At 46.9% G+C, this 18,209-nt stretch carries 11 protein-coding genes; 9 read left to right on the forward strand and 2 right to left on the reverse strand.

Annotation, left to right across the window (positions count from 1 at the left end; translation table 11 throughout):
- Positions 1–176 precede the first annotated feature (176 nt).
- Positions 177–974 carry an SDR family oxidoreductase gene (locus ACFOLF_RS22425; protein WP_210038642.1) on the reverse strand — a complete coding sequence of 266 codons (798 nt, stop codon included), beginning with the start codon at positions 972–974 and terminating at the stop codon, positions 177–179.
- Positions 975–1,240: 266 nt separating this feature from the next.
- On the opposite strand from ACFOLF_RS22425, the gene ACFOLF_RS22430 reads away from it, so the two are divergent.
- From ACFOLF_RS22430 to ACFOLF_RS22455, 6 genes are all read left to right on the forward strand, one after another.
- Positions 1,241–1,786 (forward strand): SiaB family protein kinase, encoded by a 546-nt coding sequence (locus tag ACFOLF_RS22430; protein WP_210038643.1) that lies wholly within the window; start codon positions 1,241–1,243, stop codon positions 1,784–1,786.
- Between the two features lie 10 nt (positions 1,787–1,796).
- Positions 1,797–2,189: a DUF1987 domain-containing protein gene (locus tag ACFOLF_RS22435; protein WP_210038644.1), complete on the forward strand. Its 393-nt coding sequence runs from the start codon at positions 1,797–1,799 to the stop codon at positions 2,187–2,189.
- On the forward strand, positions 2,186–4,066 hold the full coding sequence (locus ACFOLF_RS22440) for a SpoIIE family protein phosphatase (RefSeq protein ID WP_210038645.1): 1,881 nt from the start codon (positions 2,186–2,188) through the stop codon (positions 4,064–4,066). The genes ACFOLF_RS22435 and ACFOLF_RS22440 overlap by 4 nt, the downstream gene beginning before the upstream one ends.
- On the forward strand, positions 4,063–5,712 hold the full coding sequence (locus ACFOLF_RS22445) for a bifunctional diguanylate cyclase/phosphohydrolase (protein WP_210038646.1): 1,650 nt from the start codon (positions 4,063–4,065) through the stop codon (positions 5,710–5,712). The genes ACFOLF_RS22440 and ACFOLF_RS22445 overlap by 4 nt, the downstream gene beginning before the upstream one ends.
- A 442-nt stretch (positions 5,713–6,154) precedes the next feature.
- Positions 6,155–8,383: an ATP-dependent nuclease gene (locus ACFOLF_RS22450; RefSeq protein ID WP_210038647.1), complete on the forward strand. Its 2,229-nt coding sequence runs from the start codon at positions 6,155–6,157 to the stop codon at positions 8,381–8,383.
- A complete protein-coding gene (locus tag ACFOLF_RS22455) occupies positions 8,368–10,248 on the forward strand; it encodes a UvrD-helicase domain-containing protein (RefSeq protein ID WP_210038648.1) in 1,881 nt (626 codons plus the stop codon). Before ACFOLF_RS22450 ends, ACFOLF_RS22455 begins: the two co-directional genes overlap by 16 nt.
- Before the next feature lie 482 nt (positions 10,249–10,730).
- Here ACFOLF_RS22455 and ACFOLF_RS22460 read toward each other — a convergent pair whose 3' ends face one another.
- On the reverse strand, positions 10,731–13,871 hold the full coding sequence (locus ACFOLF_RS22460) for a hybrid sensor histidine kinase/response regulator (protein WP_210038649.1): 3,141 nt from the start codon (positions 13,869–13,871) through the stop codon (positions 10,731–10,733).
- A gap of 207 nt (positions 13,872–14,078) precedes the next feature.
- On the opposite strand from ACFOLF_RS22460, the gene ACFOLF_RS22465 reads away from it, so the two are divergent.
- The 3 genes from ACFOLF_RS22465 to ACFOLF_RS22475 all read left to right on the forward strand — a co-directional run bounded on the left by ACFOLF_RS22465 (position 14,079) and on the right by ACFOLF_RS22475 (position 18,203).
- Complete coding sequence (locus tag ACFOLF_RS22465; RefSeq protein ID WP_210038921.1) at positions 14,079–15,539, forward strand: amidase family protein; 1,461 nt, start codon at positions 14,079–14,081, stop codon at positions 15,537–15,539.
- 661 nt (positions 15,540–16,200) lie between these two features.
- A complete protein-coding gene (locus ACFOLF_RS22470; RefSeq protein ID WP_210038650.1) occupies positions 16,201–17,301 on the forward strand; it encodes a Gfo/Idh/MocA family protein in 1,101 nt (366 codons plus the stop codon).
- Between the two features lie 8 nt (positions 17,302–17,309).
- Complete coding sequence (locus ACFOLF_RS22475; RefSeq protein ID WP_210038651.1) at positions 17,310–18,203, forward strand: carbohydrate ABC transporter permease; 894 nt, start codon at positions 17,310–17,312, stop codon at positions 18,201–18,203.
- Positions 18,204–18,209 lie beyond the last annotated feature (6 nt).

The following is an 18,209-nucleotide window of genomic DNA, read 5'->3' on the forward strand; positions in this document are numbered from 1 at the left end:
TGCCGCGGTATCCCTTTTTTAGTCTAAGAAAGACGGGTTATCCCGCTTTCTCACTTACCACTGCTACCCTTCTCATCCAACCTTCAATTCCGGCATTAGCAACAACCTGTTCAGCAGCCGATAATCTTGCCGACCGATCTCACATCAGCTTCTACACGGTACTCAATTAATTATAATCATCCCCGAATCAGCGATTCCGCCCCGTCGATATAAATCTCCGTACCGCTGATATGGGAAGACTCGTCCGAGGCCAGGAACAGCACCAGATCCCCACACTGCTCAATGCTCCCTGCATGACCTTCCAGCGGCTGGCTGCCTTCAGGGAACTCCACCTCCATTTTGACATCATCCAGCGTAGGCGAGATATCGGTATTGTCGTTAATATTCGTATCGATAGCCCCCGGACAGATCGCGTTGACGCGAATGCGGGATGGGCCAAGCTCAAGCGCGGTCATCTTCATCATGGCCACCTGGCCCGCTTTGCTGGAGCTGTAGGCGGTTGCGCCAGTGTTGGAGAAGATCCGGTTGCCATTGACGGAGCTGGTAATAATGATGCTGCCGCCGCCGTTTTTCTTCAAGTAGGGCACAGCGTATTTCAAGGTCAGAAAGGTGCCCCGGAGATTGATCGAGAGAGTCTGATCCCAATCGTCCACGCTGAGCTCCTCCAGCGCCGCCCATTTGCCGTTAATGCCGGCATTGGCGAATACAATATCGATTTTGCCGAACTTCTCCGCCGCCTGCCGCATCCCTTTCTCCACCATCTCGGGTACGGAAACATCCGTCTCAAATACCTCCGCCCGGCCGCCCATCGATTCGATCTGTTTCTTGACTTTATTGGCGTTCTCCGGAGTCCGGTCCAGCATGCAGACCACGGCGCCATGCTTGGCGAGCTTCAAGGCCGCACCTTTGCCGATACCGGAGCCTCCGCCAGTAATAACAGCTACTTTTCCCTGCAAACGTTGTTCAATTGTCATAAGTACAGATCTCCTTTGCTTCTTGCGGATTGATTTACTTTTGTTTACACATGGGGCAAATGCTTGAACCAGTTGAACGCCGGGGGGCCGGTGCTTAACCAGCGATTTATAATCGGCGAGGCTCCTTCCCGGAAGGGAAATAACGAAAATTGTCGAATAAGAAGAGAAGTGATTTTTGCAGATATTTGCTGGAGAATAAACGCGAATTTGCTATAAGGCACAAAGGCCTACGCCTTCATGCACAGATAAGGAGATTGAAGACCACTATGCTCACAGATATGCTCAATGTCCAGCATTTGCTGCGCTCCCGCGGCATCCTGATCAGCTTTACCGGTAAATTGTCGCAGGCGCTTATTGTCGAATATGGAGAAGCGGTCAAGTCATATTTGGAGACGGAAAATCGCCCAAAAAATGAAGTGTTTAATATTTTCTCGCTATTCATTGAACAAACGCAAAACATCAACAATTATTGTGCGGTCAAGACGGAAAGCTCCAACTATGAGGAGATCGCCCATTCCAGCATCGTCACGATTGGCAAAACCGGCAGCGGAAGCTTCGTATGCTCTGGCAATTTGATCGAGAATGCGAACAGCGAAGCCCTTCAGACATATCTGGATACGATTATATCCCTGGACAAAACAGGTCTTAAGACCCTATATAAAACCGTGCTGAAACAAGAGGTCCCCGAAGGCAGCAGAGGAGCGGGACTGGGTCTGATCGATATGGCCAGAAAAGCCTCCGCCCCTCTCGAATACTCGATTGTCAAACAGGATGAAGCCCTGTCCTTCTTTACTCTGAAGGCCATCGTATAGGAGTGTAACCATGGATAAATTAGCAATCGCAGGCACCAAAAGCACGCCGGAGGTTTTATTCGATCCGGTTACCGGGAAGCTCTCGCTGACAGGCCAATCCTATCCCGAGAATGCTTTCAAATTCTATGAACCGCTGCTGCACTGGCTGGACGAGTATCTGGTTGATATGCAATCCGATACCGTGTTATCCATTATGCTGCACTTGCCTTATATTAATACAAGCAGCACGAAGTGCTTCATGATGCTGCTGGAGAAGCTGGACGGAGCCTTCCTGTCAGGCAAAAATATAAGTATCGAATGGCATTATAACGCCGATAACGAAAGCGAGCTGGAATGCGCGGAAGAGTTCCAGGAAGACTTGAGCCTTCCTTTTCAGCTCATTGCGAAAGAAGACCGGGAGTGACGAATCAGGTGGAGAGTCCGACCAGGCAGCCCAAGGCTGCCAAATCCTTGTCCGCTCCGGATTCAGGAGTGACCAGGGTTATGATTTTGGCCAGCGTGCTGATCGTCTTCTCCACTCTGCTAATCGGCACCTTCGGCTACGTGACGACGGAACGGGAGGCTGTCAAGAAGCTGAAAAGCAGCGATCTGCCGACACTGGCCCAGTCGATCTCGGCCAAGGTGGACTCCCGGATCGACAAAGCGCTGGAAACCTCCAGGCTGCTTGCCCATGATCCGGCTCTTCTGGAATGGCTGGAGGGAAAGGAACAGGATCTGAAGCTGGGTTCTATGATTTTTCAGAAAACCGGTTACCTGAAGCAGCATTTGGATTACAGCACGACCTTCATTGTCAGCTCGCTGACCGGGCATTATTGGGATGAAGAAGGTAAGCTCCTGGAAACCGTTTCACAGGAGGACCCTTCGGACGACTGGTTTTTCGACGCGCTGGCCTCCGGGCAGGAGGTCGCGGTCAACTTCGATTATAACAAGGTGCGGGGAGATACCTTCGCATTCGTCAATACACTGGCTGGTCCGGTCGATCACCCCGCAGGCGTCGTTGGCGTCGGCATGAATCTTCACGAGCTGTCAGCCGATTTCTCCTCCTATAAGGAAGATGACAGCACCAAGCTGTGGCTTATTGACAGCAAAGGGATGATCTATCTCTCCGATCAATACAGCAATAACGGGAAGCATATCAGCGATGTGCTGGCGGATTCCGCCCAGCGCCAGGTGCTGTCCGATTACGGACAAGGCATCCGCACGATCGATTACAAGTCGGGGTCGGGAGAACGGATGGACCTCATCAGCTATCCGCTGCACTCCACCGATCTTCAGCTCCTGGTGGAGGTGAAACGCAGCCGGACGGTAGCTTTCCTGCAGACCATTCGATGGAATACGATACTAGCCGCGGCGATCTCTATTATTTCCATTGTTTTCTTCTTTTATTATGTCTCCCGCAAGCTGGCTAACCCCTTCAAGCGCGCCATTGCCATGAATATGGAGCTGGAAACGAAGGTGGAGGAGCGGACCCGGGAGCTGTCTCAGCGTAATTCGGAAATTATCGACAGCATCAGCTACGCCAAGCTGCTTCAGGAATCGGTGCTTCCCGATGAAGATCAGCTGCGGAAGCTGCTGACCGGGCATTTTGTCATATGGCGGCCAAGGGATGTGGTGGGAGGGGACTTCTATTGGAGCAAGCAGATTGACGGCAAAGTCCTTGTCGCTGTCGGCGACTGCACGGGGCATGGGGTTCCCGGCGCTTTCATGACGCTGCTCGCGATCTCTGCGCTTGACCGCATCGCCGATAGGGGAGAAACCGATCCCGCAGCCATCCTTGGCCGGTTGAACGAGCTGCTGAAGCAGACTCTTCATCAGGAGGACCGGAGCGGAACGACCGACGATGGACTGGATATCGGGCTGTGTCTGATGGATGGGGAGAACCTCACTTTCGCCGGAGCTTCAAGCTCCCTGCATCGGGTCGGGGACGACGATCTGCAGATATGGAAAGGCGACAAGCGCAGTATCGGATACCGCAGGACCCCGGCGGATTATGCATACACCAACCACCGGATACCGGCAGGTGAAGCCAGCTGCTACCTGACAACGGATGGCTTCTATGATCAGAATGGCGGCGACCATGACTATTCCTTTGGCAAGAAGCGTTTTGCTGAGATGCTGGTCCGTCACAGGAATCTGGCTGTCCCGGAGCGGAAAGCGGCGCTGGAGAGGGAATTGGAAGCCTATATGGGCAGTGAGAGGCAGCGGGACGATATAACCGTGCTGTCTTTTCGGACGGAGTGGCCGTCAAACAGTGGAGAAAGAGGCAGGGGAAACCAGTGAGTACAGAGGTAAAATACAATCCGGTGTACAACAGCGAGCTCGCGGTCATAACGGAAGGACATAGACAGCTGAACAAGCTAAACCAATCGATGGCCGAGCTGCGTGACGAGTACAGGACGCTGCTGAACCAGTATGAGCGGTTGTTCAAATCATCCCGGAAAATATCTGCGATCAGCGACGTGCAGGGCAATATGCTCAAGCAGCGGGAGAACGATATTCAGAACCTGCTCGATCATGCCAATCAGGGCTTTCTGACGGTTGGACCCAATCTGCGTGTGAACAAATCATACAGCCGGGAATGCGTGCGGATCTTCGGCCGCAAAATAGGCGGCGCTGATATTACCGAGCTGCTGTGGGGCGGCGATCCGGCGCTTCAAGCGGCGGTACGGGAGCGGCTTATCCGCCTGTACGAGCTGCCTGCAGAGCAGTCAATGAGCCAGATTATCGAGCTGCCGCCTCTGGTTGATGTAGGAGACAGGCGGATTGCGATTGAATATAAACGGATTAGCAGCACAGGCAGCGGATTGGCCGAGGATCGCCTGATCATGCTGATTATGACCGATGTGACCGCGCGGCTGGCGACCGAGGAGCGTATTCGATATCTCAGCTCGCATGATTCGCTCACCTCTCTCCATAATCGTTCCTATATGGAGCCGCTGCTGGACAAGATGCCGCGAAGCGACCAGTTTCCCGTCAGCGTCGTCGTGATCGATATGAACGGGCTTAAGCTTTCCAACGATGTGTTCGGGCACCGGGCGGGAGATAATCTGCTCGTTCGCGCCGCGGAGCTGCTCAAGCAGGTGTTCGTCCGTCCCGCCGTTATCTCCCGTTGGGGTGGAGATGAATTCGTCGTTCTGCTGTATCAAACGGATGAGACGGCTTGCGAAGCTTTTCAAATGAGTCTCGAAGCAGGGTGTATGTCATCGGAGGCCGATCCCATCAAGCTGAGCATGGCCGTCGGCAGCGCAACGATTTATCGGCAGGAAGATACCGTGAATGCCGCCATGGTCACGGCCGAGAAGCTGATGTACAAGCATAAGCTGCTGGAGAGCAAGAAGGTGCGTTCCGAAATGCTGGACGGCGTCACGCAGGCGCTGCTTGCCAAAGGCATCGAGAATGAACGGAATATGGAGAAGCTGCATGAATGGACAGCCGGTTTCGCACGGCATCTGGGCATCGCGGAGGGTTCCCCGGATATGAGGCTCATTAAACTGCTGGTCCAGCTGCATGATGCCGGCAACCTGGCGCTTCCCTCCCCCATCCTGAGCAAACCGGGTCCGCTGGATGCGGAGGAATGGGAAATCGTCAAGAGCCACAGCGAGATCGGCTACCGGATGGCGCAGTCCATCGGAGAATATGCCCTGGCGGACGCCATTCTGGGCATGCATGAGCATTGGGACGGAAGCGGCTACCCCTATGGGCTTGCCGGCGAGCAGATCCCGTACTTTTCCCGAGTGCTGGCCATTGTGGACGCTTATGATGTGATGACGCATGATCAAGTGTACAAGAAGTCCGTATCCCATACGGAAGCGCTCCATAAGATCAGGGATGGCGCGGGCAAGCAGTTTGATCCCGAGCTTGTGGAGGCTTTTCTGCGGTTTATGGGTAGTGTGAGCGATGCGGGCGGGAGAATAATGGAACGGTAGATGAATAGATGCAGTTCAGGAGAAGGGGAGTTGTTCCATTGTGGAGCAGCTCCCCTTTTTCTAGTTTTAGTGGAGATGAAATTATACATAACCGCCGTTCATGCGGAGTGTTTGGCCTGTTGTAAACCAACCGGCTTACTCGTATGCAAGGAACAGTACTGTGTGGTAAGAAGAGCGTATCTGACAGGGCTAATGCATCTTATTAGTAGCAGAGGAAAGGTAAAGCAAACATCCCTCGATTTTTTGGCGAATTCCTGCTACAACGAAGAGGAGTAATTTGGAGTGAGATGGCGTTTGATGAAATAACTAATGATTTGGTTCTTTATTCCTAGTACAGGGAAGTTTTTGTACTTTGATAGAGGAAATAGTCACAAAGTGTGGAATGGATAATAAAGGATATGAATAATGTTCAGGTTATCTTTCAATCGAGGGAGTGAACTTAATGAAAATCACAAAATTAAAGGTTGAAAATTTCAGATTATTAAGATCTTTTGAACTTGATTTAGAACACGAATTATCATTGATAATTGGTAAAAACAACTGCGGTAAGACTTCATTACTCTCTTTACTTGAAAAATTTATTGGAGCTAAATCAAGCTCAAATACATTTACACTTGATGATTTTAATATCGAATTCCAAAAAGAAATGCAAATTAGGATTGAATCTATGGAACAACGACCATACTCTTATTTGGGAATTTCGTTAAAATTGTTCATTCAATATAATGACAAAGACGATTTGTCCAATGTTAGTAAACTCATGTTGGATTTAGACCCTGCTAATAAAACTATTGTATTAAAGTTTGAATACTCTTTATTAGAGGAAGACTTCAAGAAGCTAAAAGTTGATTATCAAGAGTATAAACATATTATAGATAATAAATATAGCAAATTAAATTTAGACATTTCAGATATTCCCTCTTTACATAAAAAAACATTAAATGATTTTTTGAAAATTAACCACAAAAAGTATTTTAAGTTATTAAAAAAGTCCATTGGTTATAACGTTCATACTGATACTGAGGTGGATACCGAGTATATTGATTTAATGAAAAGTAAAATCTCTATTGATAAGGTATTAAATTTCAAGATGATTAGTGCAAAAAGGAATGTCTCAAACATTGATTCAGATAGAACTTTATCAGCTTTGTCAGCAAAATATTACAGTAAGAAGGAGGAAAAAGGAAGTAATACAATAAAAATACAAGAATTCAAAGAAGCTCTCAGTAGCACGGATATTCATTTAAATGAAATATACAGTGGGTTATTTGAAAGTGTTATCGAAAAAGTAAAAACATTTGGTGGTGTTAGAAAAGGAGATTCAGTAATAAAAATTGAATCTACTTTACAACATCAAGAATTACTTAAGGATAATACCACTGTAATGTATAGTCATAATGAAGGTCATTCATTACCAGAGAATTACAACGGATTGGGTTATTTGAATTTAATAAGTATGATTTTTGAAATTGAGTTACTTTTAAGTGATTTTAGAATGGAAAACAACGTTAATGAAACTCCGGCTGACATTAATTTACTTTTCATAGAAGAACCTGAGGCGCATACTCATCCCCAAATGCAGTACATATTTATAAAAAATGTTAAAGACATCTTGAACAGAAGTAGCAACGGGGAAGATGGTAGAGCTTTTAATTTGCAGACTATTATCACAACTCATTCATGTCATATAACCTCTGAAAGTAATTTTGATGATATAAAGTATTTTTATAAAACCGATGAGAATCATGTCATTGCGAAGAACCTAAAAGACCTAGAAAAAGAATATGAAGATGACAAAGAGATTAACAATTTCAAATTCCTGAAACAGTATCTGACACTACATCGATCTGAGTTGTTTTTTGTAGATAAAGCTATCTTTATTGAAGGTGACACTGAAAGAATATTATTACCTGAAATGATGAAGAAAATCGACCTTGAATTTCCTGAAAATCCTCTTCAGTCCCAAAATATTTCAATTGTAGAAGTCGGTGCATATTCTCATATTTTTGAGAAATTTATTGATTTTATTGGGGTGAAGTCGTTAATCATAACGGATATAGATTCAGCTAAAAAAATTGAAGAAAAGAATAAAAAAGGAATAATAAAGAAGAAGAATATCAAGTGTAGAGTTTCTGACCCTATAGCAAGCATTACTACTAATGCAGCTTTAAATTATTTTTTTAAATACTATTTTCAAGAGTTTCAGGAGAGGGAAGCAGCGGTTGCTAAAGATATTGACAACAATGAAATAAACAATTTGGAATTTTTTAAAATTTTACCGTTACAGGGAAAATTGCTGAAAAAACAAAAAGAAAAAAAACAATGGTCTCAAAGTAATGAAGGAAATATACTCATAATTTTTCAAACACCCGAGAAAAACTCCAGCGGACTAGTATATCATGCAAGAAGTTTTGAGGATGCCTTTTTTCATGTGAACAGAAAATATATTGTTAATAACAAAGATACATTTAATAGCTTAGTTAACATCGATAACTTCGATGATGATGAAATTGATGCATATGATTTGGCAGAATATTGTATAGGTAAGAAACCGTCTTTTGCTATGGAGATTTTACTTAGTAGTACTAGGGTTGGGGGGAATATTGATCAATTTTCTGACTGGGTAATTCCAGGTTACATAAAGGAGGGATTACAATGGCTGAAAAATTAGAGCTTGAAGTAGAGCGAATTTTCGAAATTATTAAAGAAGAGAATAATTTTCTCCTAAGTGGGGGGGCAGGAAGTGGCAAAACTTTTTCTTTAGTTCAGATTATAAAAAAAGCAATAGAAGACAACCCAGCATCAAAGATTGCATGCATGACATATACCAATGCTGCAGTTAAAGAAATAGAAGACAGAGTTAATCACGAAAATTTATATGTTTCAACTATACATGATTTCTTATGGGATAATATCAAGTCGTTCCAAAGAGATTTAAAAAAGGGGCTAATAGCTCTTATTAACGACGAAAATTCAAAAATAATAAGTCCAGATGGATATGTAGATGAGTTATACTTCAATGGTGTAAATAGTATTCAATATAAGGAATATACTCGAATCAAAGAAGGTATTATTTCTCATAATGAGGTACTTGAATTAGCTAACTATTTATACAAAAGCTACCCACTATTATGTGATATTTTAAAGGACAAGTTTAAATTTATCTTTATTGATGAATATCAAGACACAAGTCCATTAGTTATTGAAATATTTTTAAAGCACTTGAAACAAAGCAGTAAGAAAAACATTATTGGTTTTTTTGGTGATTCAATGCAAGCAATTTATGAAGATGGTGTTGGTGACTTAAATAAATATATTGAATTCAATGACGTAAAAGAAGTTCGGATGAAACAAAATCGAAGAAATCCAAGGTTAGTCATGAATCTATCCAACATTTTAAGAGTGGATGGTTTAGTCCAAGAGCCGTCCACAGATATTGAAGCGCCTAATATGTCTAATGGAAATGTTAAAGAAGGACAAATTAAATTTTTATATTCTTCAAACAAAAATCTTAATGAAATTAAAAAAATGGATATCTTTGAAGGTTGGAACTTTAATGATGCAAAACAAACAAAAGAGTTGTACCTCACACATAATCTTATTGCACCTAAAGCGGGATTCCCAAAACTAATGGAAATTTATGATAAGGATCCGATAATTGACTTAAAGAATAAAATTAAAGCCAAAATTAAAAGTGACAATTTAGAAATAGATGAGGAAAAGACTTTTGACCAAATTGTGGATTTAATTGCACTGAAGAACAGGCAGAAACTTAGAAAGGACATTATTACTGAAGATCCAGAAAGTAAAGCTTTATACGAGCAACTGAAAGACTTACCTTTCTCCAAAGTAAAAAAAATGTACTTAGAAAAGGATTCACTAATTGATGATAAAAAACAAGATGAAACTGATGAAAATAAAAAAAACTCAAGCAGGGACGCATTAATTAACCATCTATTTAAAATCCAATTTATTGTTCAATTATACAAAGGGAAGTTATACAATGAGTTTATTAAGAAAACAGAATTTCAAATAATTTCTATAGAGAAAAAGCATGAAGTTAAAGAAATTATTGCTAATATTGAGAAAATGTCTGATTTTACTATTGAAGAAGTAATTAACTATGCAAACGAAAAAAGAATTTGCCAAAAAGATGATGGTTTTAATAATTTTATTAAAGAAAATGATTATCTTTTCAATAGAGTAAAAAAAATTAAGTTCCAAGAGTTTCAAAACTTATTTTTCTATTTAGAAGGATATACACCATTCTCAACTCAACACAAAATTAAAGGTGCAGAATTTGATAATGTGCTTGTAATATTAGAAAATGGGGGATGGAATAATTTTAATTTTGATTATTTGTTTTGTGGTAGAACTGATAAAGAAAAAATATACTCTAGAACTCAAAAAATATTTTATGTATGTTGTACCAGAGCCAAAGAGAACTTAATTGTTTTCTACCATGATCCTAGTGATATTGTTATTAATCAGGCAATGAACTGGTTTGGAAAAGAAAATGTTCATAAGGTAGAATAGTGCCCTAACGAATACAGGTGAGAAATGATTAAAGTAAGTTTCCAGAATGTTATTAATTCTAGGCCTTTGCTTAATTCTGCAAAGGTTTTTTGCAGTACTTCTCCTTTGGCTATATTAAATTTGTATCAATATCACTAGTGTTGTATAAACCATCAAAAGAAATCAAAAAATCCCATAAAGACGAGAGGATTTATCCACTGGATAATTTATGCATTGGACCTTATGAGCGACTTCCGTCTGGTTTTTAGCTTAACCTCTTATGATGAGGAGTCCGCTCGCTAAAAAGGATTCGACGCATCCTCGATCGGCCGTCTTCCACGGGGTTGTAGGTTCCTTTGCTTCAGCCAATTCCTGAACATTAGATGTAAATCAATAAAGGACTCTTCCTCAGAGAGTTTCTTCCACATCCCCAAACATCGCCTCAAATAAATTCCTCAATCACACGCTTGCAGCACATGCGAATATCGCAAAACATTCCCGTCTTACCGGACTTCCGTCCCACGTTCCGGAATCACAAACGACACCGTCGTCCCCGCCTCCACCCGGCTCTGAATCTTCAACCCCTGACCATAACGCTGCGTCAACCGCCGGTTTGTATTCAACAGCCCGATCCCACCCTTAGGCCTTCTATCGTGATCAAGCAGCCTGTTGACCTCTTCTTCGTCCATGCCCCTGCCGTCATCCTTGATCTCGAAGAGTACGGAGCCCGCCTGGCGGGTGATCCGGATGTGCACGGTGCCGTTTCGGCTGCTTCGGCGCAGTCCATGCTGGACGGCATTCTCGACTAATGGCTGCACTGTGAGCGGCGGCAGGAGCAGGTCAATATCCGGCTCAACCTCCCACACCACGGATAATTTCTCTCCGAAACGCTCCTGCTCGATATACAGATAAGCGCGGACAAGCTCCAGTTCGTGGGAAAGCATGACGAGCTGCTCTGCATTCAGAGAGTCAATGCCGATCCGCAAATACGAGATAAAGGCATCTCCAAGCCTGCGCATTTTCTCGGTGTCGATTTCGCTTAAGGCCATGATTGAATTCAGTGTATTGAACAGAAAATGAGGATGGATCTGCGCCTGCAGGTACGCGGCCTCCATACGCAGGCTCTCATTGATCGACTGCTTCAATGTCGTGAGCGACCAGACGCGGTATTTGAGCTCCAGCGAATCAACGGGCTTGGCGACGTAATCATTGGCTCCCGACAGGAAGCCGGCATAGATGTCCTCCGGCTGGTTGCGCGCGGTCAGAAGCAGAATCGGCAGCTCCGATATCGTGAAGCGCTCCCGTACAGTGCGCGTCAGCTCATAGCCGGACATATGCGGCATCATGACGTCGGCGATCAGCAGGTCCCACTGCTCGGTTCCGAGCAGGTCCAGTGCTTCCTGGCCGGACATAACGGTCCGGATATGATAAGGATCCGAGGAGAAGATGCGGACCAGCACCTTCAGGTTGACCGGATCGTCATCCACCACGAGAATGTTCAGATTCCCGGCAGCGGAGGAACGCAGCGCAGCAGGAAGCGCGTCCTTCATGACGGCTGATTCTGCCGACGCTGCAGCCTCCGGGATGAGCAGCCGGACGGCCGCTTCCTCATACTCGATATTTCCTTGAAAGGACCTTTGCCGGGAATACGTGATATTCGAATTCGCGGCCAATGGGAGCGTGAAGCTGAACACGGAGCCCTCTCCAGGGGTGGACCGGACCGTCAGCTCTCCGCCAAGCAGCTCGACAAGCTGCCTGCAAATACTTAAGCCAAGCCCGATGCCGCCGCCGCTTGTTCCCTGCTGTCCCTGCTCGTAGGGCAGAAATATACGCTCCTGGGTCTCCTCATCCATGCCGGACCCGGTGTCGCTGACATGGATTATAGCCTGGCCGTCTATCACCTCGGACGTTATGGAAATCATTCCTTCATCGGTGTATTTGATCGCGTTATGCAGCAGATTGAACAGAATTTGTATAAGTCTGCTCTCATCGGCCAGAACGAAAGGCATGGATTCCGGAATGTCCAGCTTCAACCGGACGGGCGTGCCCTCGGTCATGAATTCGAGCATGTCGATGACGCCGGAAGTGACCGACTGGATGCAGAGCGGCTCCGGCTCGATGACGATCTGCTTATCCTGCAGCCGGACGACGTCCAGCAGATCGTTAAGCATCCGCGACATCCGGCGGCTGATGGTAACGAGCAGTTCCATATCCCTGAAGCTTTTTTCGCCTATGGCATGCTTCTCGTTGGTTATGACGGTCTGGGCGATGTTGATAATGCCATGCAGCGGGGTTCGCAGCTCATGCGACGTATTGGCAAGAAACTGATCCTTGAGCTTGTTCGCCGCCTGCAATTGCTCATTAAGCTTGATGTTCTCCGCAGTATTGCGGAAATACCGCTTGAACCAGTAGGCCGAGAACCCGACAATGGCGGCAATGATATCGATCGGGTAATAAATGCTGTTGGACGTGCCTTCATGGACGATTGAACCCCAGATGACGCTGGATAGGATGCTGGCCGCGGCGAACAGGAGAAACACGGCGTCCTTATGATTATGGATTACCATGCGTCCGATCAGGCAGAAGAACCAGACCACTGGAAAAATATAAAGGACGGCAAATATTCTGGCATCGGTTGTGTAATAAACGTACGGTGCAGACATGGGTACAAGACTCGCCGAATAAAGGCCAAGTACAATTATGTACGCATAGAACAGCTTGCCCCTTCCGGTATTCCCGGAGAAACTCCTGCCCATCAGCAGCAGGAAGAAGGAGAGCCACATATACGAGAGCAGCCTGATTTTCAAAGCCCAGGTGTAATTAACAGGGAACCAGGTGAGCAGCAGCAAATCATGGTCGGCGATAATGGAAATACCAACGGTGACAAGCATCATGAAAAAAACGAGAAATGCCTTCTGGCGGATGTTGAACACAAACAGAATGAGGGCATACAAACCATGCAGCAGCAAAATGACAAAGGTCACAAGCTGGAATCCGATGGAGTACCAGTGCTCTGAGTCTATAGCGGCCTGCGAACCGAAGCGGATGGATCTGGCAATCCCTCCATGAGTCGGGTTATCGAAGTTGGCCGCCCGTATAAGCAGTTCAATGCTCTCCTGATTGCCAGCCTCGTAAGATACGGTGTAATTAGCGACTCCCATCGGCTTGTAGTCTTCTGCCCGCGCCGCCAGCTTGCCGAATTCCGTCGCCTCCTGGCCATTGATCTCCACCTGGGACGAGGTCTGGATTTCCGGAACCGAGATTTCATAAGGCTGATCCAGGGGATCGACCAGAATACGCAGCCTGTACGTTCCGTAGCCGAACGACGAGTGGCCGTCCCCAGGGAAAGCCTCGCTCCAATCGCCCGGCACCTGCACGAATGAGCGCTTGCCGTCGAATTGGCGCTGAGGGTCTGCATGTGTGATTAAGGCATCAGGGTAAAACTCCCATTCGCCGTCCAGCGTGATTGGACTGGAATTCCCGAAGTCCCAGCCGCGTAAATCCAGCACGCCTTGCTCCGCGCGGGGATGCTCCGGCGTGCTGAGCGCGTACGACCATAGCAATCTCAGGCCAATAAGAACGGCGAGAGATAGAAGGATAACAGCTGCAAATTTCAGCATAGGCTTGCGTCGATTCTTCATCATAGTTCGTTTAAATTCGACATGACAGCTTCATTTCCTTTTCCAGCGGATTACGTTTCGTTCAATCACAAAATGGGAATGATGGCTTCTTCTGTCCGGATCCTGAAACAATGCCGGAAGCTGACGGAGGTTGTCAGGGAAATATCATCAGGAGCGGATATAATGATAGCAGAAGGCCAAATTTGTTATTGGCAGGAGAGGGTGACGAAAATGGGATTTGAGATCATTGAAGCGACCATTGCGGATATTCAGGCGGCGCTGGCATCCGGTGAGTTGACCTCCAGGCAGCTGGTGCTGCTCTACATGAACAGAATCGCGGATCATGACAAGAATGGCTTGACGCTTAATTCCGTGCTGGAGATTAATCCCGACGCCCTGTTCATCGCGGATGCCCTGGATGCGGAGCGGCTAAGGGGCGAATCCCGAGGGCCGCTGCATGGCATTCCCATCTTATTGAAGGATAACATCAATACAGGGGACAAAATGCATACGAGCGCCGGCTCGCTTGCCCTGGCGAATTCCTATGCCGCGGAGGATGCCTTCATCGTGAAGAAGCTTCGGGAAGCGGGAGCCATCATACTGGGCAAGGCCAACATGACGGAGTTCGCCAATATGATGACGGAAGGGATGCCGTCCGGTTACAGCTCGCGCGGCGGTCAAGTGCTCAATCCGTACAATATTTCCACGCCGACCGGCGGCTCCAGCGCTGGCTCGGGTGTTGCGGTAGCGGCGAACCTCTGCGCGGCGTCGATCGGGACAGAGACGTCCGGTTCGATTCTGAATCCGGGCAATCTGAGCTCGACGGTCGGGATCAAACCCACCGTGGGGCTGATCAGCCGAACCGGAATACTTCCACTGTCCAACTCTCAGGATACCGCCGGGCCTATGGCCCGAACGGTGAAGGACGCCGTACTGCTGCTGCAGGGAATTATCGGATTCGATGCAGAGGACGCGGCAATGGGCGGGGGGATCGGCAGGCAGCACGCGGATTATACGGCTTTTCTGGATAAGGATGGGCTGAAAGGCGCGAGAATCGGCATTCCCCGGGATTATTATTTTGAGGAATTGACGGACGAGCAGCTCGGCATCTTCAACCGCGCGGTGGAGATTATGAAGGAATTGGGTGCGGTTATCGTGGACCCGGCGGATATTGCGACGGCAAGGAGCATCGTCTATTCCACGGTGATTCTCAATGAATTCAAAGCCTCGCTTAATGCGTATCTGGCCAAGCTTGGCCCTCACGCTCCGATGCGCACGTTGAAGGATATTATCGAATTCAATAATCAACACCCTATGGAAACGTTGAAATACGGTCAGAAGACGCTTATCGATACGGAATACACGACCTCGGGCACCTTGACCGAAGCCCGGTACATCCGGGATCGTACGACAGACCTCAGGTTCTGCAAGGATGAGGGGATCGATGCCACGATGCGGGAGCACCAATTGGACGCGCTGCTGTTTCCCGCTGATTTCGGCTCCAGAATCACTTCCCGCGCGGGATATCCGTCAATCGTCGTTCCAGCCGGCTACACGCAGGCAGGTCCGCCGTTCGGGGTCACTTTCTCGGCACGGGCCTATGAGGAGCCGGTGCTGATCAGGCTGGCTTATGCTTTCGAGCAGCATACGAAGTTCCGCAAAGCGCCTTCATTGAAGAGCTTTATCGAATAATGGGGTTAAGAAGAAGAAACTTTGCTGCCCAGTGTGACGGTACAGGTAGTTTCCTCTCCTCGGAAATAAGGGAAATGGATAGGCGTACGTACTGCCTGTCATTTGTTATCGTTCCAATTAATCAGGCTGCAGCAGTTGGCAAGCGGTTAGCCCGCTTATAACATCCCACACGTATATCGGAAAATAAATAGTTTCGCATGCGAAATCCATCTTTTTCACCAGACTCTTAGAATTACAGGGTTATTCCAAAAAGCCGTTCATCCGGCTGAAGGATAGCCCTGTTTGCTTTGCCAGCTATGCTTGCATGAAAGCCCAGCCTGCTATTTTAAGCTTTTACCCGAAGCGCACCCTAATCTAACAAGAGAATGACATGCAAAACAATTTGCGGCAAATAAATGCATGTTTGTTTTTCGGGACTACTCAGTTGAAATCGCCTTCATTTTGTAGGGGACAAAAAATAGTCATAATCGGGGCTTTACTGCGCTTAGAGAGCTGTTATTAAGAAAATTGCCGCAAATATAAATAATTTATAGCCAAAAATGTTTGACAATAACGTAAATTTGCATTACTATCAAAACATGCTTAAGAGTTGGTTAGCTTACCTGACATCAAACCCGCAGTATAAATTGGCGCAAAATTCATGACAACGGAGTGTGTACGCATGGGAAAGATAAGAATGGCATTTATTGGTGTCGGCGATATGGGCTCGCACCACTGCATCGGCTTTGATTTGCTGGACGAATGCGAGGTCCGGTACATATGCGATATGAACGAAGCGAATGTAGCCCGAACGCTGGCGGAGCTTGCGAACAGCAAGCCGGTCATCTGCACGGATTACCGCGAGCTGCTGGATAAAGAGGATCTGGATGCGGTCGTCATCAGCGTCCCTAACTATAAGCACAGAGAGGTGGCGGTCGCCTTTCTGGAGGCGGGCAAGCATGTTTTCCTGGAAAAGCCTGTCGCCCATACCCTGGAGGATTGCGATGCGATCATTGAAGCCGCAGAGAAGCATGAGCGGATCCTGCAGATCGGTCTCGTCTACCGCTACTCCAACCTGTACCGCCGGATGGCGAAGGAAGTGGAGAATGGACGCCTTGGCGATGTGAAGCTGATGTGGTGCAAGGAATTCCGCGATCCCTTTCCGCCGACGGACTGGTTCTATGACAAGAGCAAGTCGGGCGGAGCCATCGTCGAGAAGGATTGCCATCATTTCGATATTTTCAACTGGATGATCAAGGCTAACCCCGTCCGCGTATTCGCTTCAGGCGGGCAGCATGTCATGAAGCAGGGACAGGAGAATCTGATCACCAACTCCTACAGCCATTATCCCGCCAAGACGATTTCCGATACGTCCATTGTCGATCATGCTTTCATTACGGTGGATTACGATAACGGAAGCAAAGCGAATTTAGGCCTCTGCATGTATTTGAAACCAAGAAATCTGATGGGCGAAGGACTTGAGATCGGCCTGATCGGAGAGAATGGCGGACAGATGGTGGCGAGGAACGACAAGGCGATCGACATCGTGGGCGGAGCGGATTTTACAAGAGAGCATCTGGATATGGATGTGACCTCGGACTCCATCATGGGCGGCCATACCGGCGGCCAGACCCAGCGGATTGATTTTATCAAATGCATCACAGAGGGCAAGCAGCCGTTTGCGACAGGGCAAGTGGGCAGAAACGCCTTGATGATTGCCTTGGCCGCGGAGAAATCCATACTGGAAGAACGGTATGTATATTTGGATGAGCTATCCAATTAAGGGGTGTCATGATGAATAGGTTGAGGAAATATGACACATTGTTATTTTTCTTGTTTATTATGCCGTGGATTATCGGCTTCATCACCTTTTTCCTGATTCCGTTCGGAACCTCAATCTTCTATGCGTTCACGGATGCCAAGCTTCCTGGCGCGGTCCATTACAATTTTATCGGCTTCGATAATTTCGCTCATATGATCGACGATCCGATCTTCATGAAAAGTCTCTTTAATACGCTTTATTTCGTCGTGCTGGGTGTGCCGATTGTGACGGCGGGCATGCTGCTGCTGGCGATGCTGCTTAATTTCAATGTTAAAGGTATTGCCATATTCCGTACATTTTATTACCTGCCTACACTTGTGCCGATCGTGGCGACGGTCATTATCTGGAGGCTGGTGTTCAACTCGGAATTCGGCATACTCAATGCCGGGCTTGGCCTTCTTGGAATAGACAAGATCGATTGGCTTGGCGGAGAGCATACGATTAAGCCGGTCATCATTTTGCTGCAGGTATGGATATCCGGAAGCGGCGTGCTGATTTTCCTGGCGGCGCTCAAGAATGTTCCGAGTCATCTGTATGAAGCGGCCGAAATTGACGGAGCGGACAGAGTGCGCAAATTTTTCTCCATTACGCTTCCCATGATCAGCCCGTCCATTCTGTTCGTCATCATTATTCAGACCATGTACAATTTTCAAATGTTTACAGAGGCCCTGCTGCTGTCCAAGGGCGGACCAAATTACGCTTCGTACACGTTCGTGTACAACATTTATAAATCGGCCTTTACGGATCTGAAGTTCAGCATGGCGATGTCACAGTCTATTTTCCTGTTTGCCGTTATCGCATTGGTCACCTTGGTGCTGATGAAATTATCCAACCGGTTTGTTTATTACGAGGGTGAGAAATAGGGGGGA

The organism is Paenibacillus sepulcri (assembly GCF_042647105.1).
In the GTDB taxonomy this organism is placed as follows: Bacteria; Bacillota; Bacilli; order Paenibacillales; family Paenibacillaceae; genus Paenibacillus_Z; species Paenibacillus_Z sepulcri.

Excerpts from the sequence above, each read along its gene's own strand:
- ACFOLF_RS22425 (WP_210038642.1), bottom strand. The coding sequence starts at position 974 with ATGACAATTGAACAACGTTTGCAGGGAAAAGTAGCTGTTATTACTGGC.
- ACFOLF_RS22430 (WP_210038643.1), top strand. The coding sequence starts at position 1,241 with ATGCTCACAGATATGCTCAATGTCCAGCATTTGCTGCGCTCCCGCGGC.
- ACFOLF_RS22435 (WP_210038644.1), top strand. The coding sequence starts at position 1,797 with ATGGATAAATTAGCAATCGCAGGCACCAAAAGCACGCCGGAGGTTTTA.
- ACFOLF_RS22450 (WP_210038647.1), top strand. The coding sequence starts at position 6,155 with ATGAAAATCACAAAATTAAAGGTTGAAAATTTCAGATTATTAAGATCT.
- ACFOLF_RS22455 (WP_210038648.1), top strand. The coding sequence starts at position 8,368 with ATGGCTGAAAAATTAGAGCTTGAAGTAGAGCGAATTTTCGAAATTATT.
- ACFOLF_RS22460 (WP_210038649.1), bottom strand. The coding sequence starts at position 13,871 with ATGATGAAGAATCGACGCAAGCCTATGCTGAAATTTGCAGCTGTTATC.
- ACFOLF_RS22465 (WP_210038921.1), top strand. The coding sequence starts at position 14,079 with ATGGGATTTGAGATCATTGAAGCGACCATTGCGGATATTCAGGCGGCG.
- ACFOLF_RS22470 (WP_210038650.1), top strand. The coding sequence starts at position 16,201 with ATGGGAAAGATAAGAATGGCATTTATTGGTGTCGGCGATATGGGCTCG.
- ACFOLF_RS22475 (WP_210038651.1), top strand. The coding sequence starts at position 17,310 with ATGATGAATAGGTTGAGGAAATATGACACATTGTTATTTTTCTTGTTT.